General features: G+C 63.4%; 2 protein-coding genes and 1 pseudogene. 2 read left to right on the plus strand and 1 reads right to left on the minus strand.

Features of this window, described 5'->3' with window-relative positions; translation table 11 throughout:
* Together AAAC48_RS22650 and AAAC48_RS22655 are read left to right on the plus strand one after the other, a co-directional pair.
* Positions 1-2,047, plus strand: a 2,047-nt coding sequence (locus tag AAAC48_RS22650; RefSeq protein ID WP_340656354.1) for a hypothetical protein, incomplete at its 5' end; no start/stop codon positions are given.
* Positions 2,048-2,100: 53 nt separating this feature from the next.
* Positions 2,101-3,546, plus strand: coding sequence for an NAD(P)-binding protein (locus AAAC48_RS22655; protein WP_340656355.1), 1,446 nt, complete (start codon positions 2,101-2,103; stop codon positions 3,544-3,546).
* Between the two features lie 83 nt (positions 3,547-3,629).
* On the opposite strand, the pseudogene AAAC48_RS22660 reads toward AAAC48_RS22655, so the two are convergent.
* Positions 3,630-4,086, minus strand: a pseudogene (locus AAAC48_RS22660) (SDR family NAD(P)-dependent oxidoreductase); the annotation flags it as partial.

Raw genomic sequence — 4,086 nt, forward strand, 5'->3', positions numbered from 1 at the left:
GCAGCCGCTCCTGCTGATCATGGAGGACATACACTGGGCAGAGCGCGAAACGCTGAGCCAGCTCGCATTCCTAGCATCCGAAACGGCCGAGGCGCCGATCCTGCTTGCCATGACTGCGCGTCCCGAAGGTTATCCGCTCGATAACGACTGGCGCGCATGCATCCGCGATGCCGGCTTCCGTCGGATCGACCTCACACCCCTCAGCGCCGCCGACGCTCTGCGCCTTGCGCGCGCCATGCATCATCCGACCGAGGAAGTGATCCGCGAATGCGTCGCCCGCGCAGAGGGCAATCCGCTCTTCCTCGACCAGCTCCTGCGCCATGCGCGCGAGCAAGGTCACGACACTGTGCCCGGATCCATCCAGAGCATCATCCAGGCGCGGCTCGACCGCCTTTCGCTTGTCGATCGCCGGGTGCTCCAGGCCGCCGCCATTCTCGGCCAGCGATTCTCGATGGGCGCGGTGACGGCGGTGGCGCAAATCGAGGTCTATGACGAAAAGCCGCTCATGGACGCATCTCTGATCCGGCCGCTCAGGGAGGGATACCTTTTCGCGCATGCGCTGATCCGCGACGCGGTCGTTCGCACCATCCTGCGCGATGACCGCCGGGCCCTGCACCGCAAGGCGGCGGAATGGTTCAAGTGGCTCGACGCGGTGCTCTATGCCGAACATCTGGCCGCCGCCAATGATGACGGAGCGGCCCGCGCCTTCCTTGCGGCTGCGCTGGACGCGCGCGCGGGGCACCGCAAGGAAGCAGCCCTCTCGCTCGCCGAGCGAGGGCTCGAATTGGCCGAGGAGCATAAGGTCCGTGGCGACCTCTTGCGTCTCAAGGGCGACATGCTGCGCGACCTTGGCCGCAGCGCCGAGGCGATAGAGGCTTTCGGCGCGGCACTCGGTATTGCGCGCGATCCTGCAGAGCGCTGCCGCGCCAAGATCGGCATTGTCGCCGCCATGCGGATCATGGACCGGATCGACGATGCCTACGTCGTCCTCGACGAGGCCGAGGCAATCGCCCAGGAGGCTGACCTCCCTCTCGAACTCAGCGAACTCCACTATTTCCGCGGGAACCTCCATTTCCCGAGAGGGCGGCTCGATGGCTGCCTCAGAGAGCACGAGAAGTCGCTCGAATACGCCGAGCGCGCGGGCAGCCCGGAGCGCAGGGCGCTCGCCCTGAGCGGGCTTGGCGACGCGCATTACGCCCGCGGGCGCATGTTCACGGCGCACAGAGTGATCGAGCAGTGCCTCGCGCTCTGTGAGGAATACCAGCTTGGGGCGGTGGAGGCAGCCAACCGCTTCATGCTCGCGACCGTCAAGATCTACATGAACGATACGGAACGGGCGCTGCAGGAAGCGCTCGCCTCGGCCCAGCTGGCGTCAAAGGTCGGCCATGATCGGGCCGAGATCGTCTCGCGCCTGACGGCCGGCTGGATCCTTGTCTCCATGGGCCAGATGGCGGCCGCGCAAATCGAGATAGACCTCGGTCTTGCCACCGCCGCGCGTTTCGGCGCCAAGCGCTTCGAGCCCTTCCTCGAAGAAACAAGTGCCCGCATATGCCTGGCCGAAGGCCGGTGGGCTGAGGCGGTGGAAATCGCCGAGGGCACCCTTGTGAAAGTCCGAAACCTCGGCGCGATGTCGTTCATAGGGCCTTGGGTGCTCTCGACCGTTGCACGCGCAACTTCGGATCCGGCGCGGCGCCGGGAGGCCCTTGCCGAGGGCGAAGCGGTCCTCGCCACGGGAGCGGTTGGTCACAACTACTACCGTTTCTATCGCTACGCGATGGATGCCTGCGCTGCGGCAGGGGAATGGCCCGAGGTCCGCCGTTACGCTGATCTTCTGGCCGAATACACGGCCCCGGAGCCGACGCCTTGGTCGGATTTCTTCATTACGCGGGGGCGCGCGCTTGCCGACGCTGCCGAGGGGATCGATGCGCGCGACCGCCTTCGGCACTTGCGGGCTGACGCCGAAACCGCGTGCCTGCTCGCCGCTATTCCCGGCATCGACGCAGCGCTCGCCTCGGGTGAAGCCCCGTCGCGATCAGCGCGCGCCTAATTCTATCGCTTGACGCCGACGGGTTGTCCGCGGCGCAAAATGGAGGGAGCCTGATGAAAGTTGCAGTGATCGGTGGCGGAATTGGTGGCCTCGCGGTGGCCTATGAGCTGAAGAAGCAGGCGAAAAAGCTTGGCCTTCAGTTGCCCGAAGTGCTGGTATTTGAAGCCCTGGGCCGTTTCGGCGGCAATGCTGACACCATGCACTTCTCCTTCGGCGAAGGCCCGCAGGGCGAGATGCGCCGCTGGGCCGATCTCGGCGTCAACGACTTTAACAAATCCGCCTATAACGACATTGACGAGGTCATGACCGAAATCGGCTTCGTCGAAGGCAAGGACTATCGCAATCTGGAGGACACCACGAGCTACTATACCGGCGACGGCTCGCTGTTCTTTACCGACAACGCAACCCCTTGGTGGGGCACGGGTATGGACCCCAAGCTGAAGGCTTCGGTCGACGACTTCATGAGCGCCGGAGGCATGGACGGCGACAACCCCAAATACCACGAGTACACGCTCGAGCGATATATCGACGAAAAGTCGCAAGAGCGGGGATGGGATCCACGCCTCGGCCCGTGGGTCATTTATCCGCGCGTCAACGGCATGTATTTCACGTCGAGCGAACTTGGCCCGCGAAGGATGCCGTTCTATTCGGTCATGCACTATTACAAGATCCAAGAGGGCGCAGGCGGGAAGCCGGCGAACCGGATGTATTTCGTCGGTGGAACGAGCCACTGGATCGACCGGCTGACGGACTACATGGCGCAGACGCTCGGCGTAAAGCTCGTCACCGATTTCCCGGCTGTGGTGAGCCGTGACAGCACCGGCTGGAAAGTGACCAATAGCATATCACCAATGGAGCAGTATCAGCCCGACCTGGTGGTGATTGCGAGCCACGCCAACGATGCGCTGAAGCTTCTGAAGACGATCTCGCCTCAGGTCTCGAATATCATGTCGCAGATCACCTATGAGACGGCGATCAGCGTCGCACATGTCGACGCACGGCTTTTGCCGGTCGATCAGAATGCCTGGTGCACCTATAACATCGTCATTCATCAGCCCGGTTCGGTTGCGATGAAGCCCTACGTGATCAACTATGTCGCGAACCGCCACCAGAACGATGCAGCCAATCCCGAATATGACAAGTTCGGCCTGCCGCAATTCTTTGTCTCGGTGAACCCTCACCTGCCGATCCGCGAGGAGATGGTGCTGAAAGACGAATACCAGCGGGAGGCGTTTACCTATCTCCACCATAACGTCTTCGACTTTGCCTGTATCCAGGCGCAGGCCGACATCAAGCTGCAGCAGGGCAAGTCAGGCCTCTATTACGCGGGCGGCTGGACCTATGGCTCGGGTCTGCACGAGGAATGCTGGCAGCAGGGGATCGAGATCGCGGGCCTGATCCTCGGGCAGCTCTCAACTGGCAAGGAACCCGAGCATGCGCCTGTCAAGGCCTTCGAGCTCATGCACGAGCGACTTCGCAAGACGGCAACCGCCGCCTGAACGGGAGACGTGCGGCGCCTCGCAGGCAGGAACGCTTGTCCTGGCGATGAACTCATGAGTTCGACAGAAACGCGGTCCTGGTCCGAGGCCATATAGTCGAGTAGGCCCTGTTGCTGCGTTGCGTCGGGGCCCGCCAGATCGACTACGCCGGGCGTCTTGATCGGGCCGGGGCTGATGACGTTCACGCGAATCCCGCGGGTCTTAAGGTCGAGCGTCCAGCTCCGGGCGAAGTTGCGCACCGCGGCCTTCGAGGCGCTGTAGACGCTGAACGCGGGAGTGCCCTTGATGCATACGTTGGACGAGGTGAGGATCACCGAAGGCGCCGTCGACCAGGAGGGGCAGCGCCTTCTGCACGGTGAAGAGCAAGCCCTTCACGTTGGTGCCGAAGATCTGGTCGTAGTGCGCCTCGGTGATGGAGCCAAGGGGCAGCATCTCGCCCCCGCCCGCATTGGCGAAGAGCACGTCGATGCGCCCTTGCTGCTGCTTGATGGTGGCGTAGAGGCGATCGAGGTCGGCGAGCTTCGCCACGTCGCCCTGCAC

It is taken from the genome of Phyllobacterium sp. (genome assembly GCF_037994405.1).
In the GTDB taxonomy this organism is placed as follows: Bacteria; Pseudomonadota; Alphaproteobacteria; order Rhizobiales; family Rhizobiaceae; genus Phyllobacterium.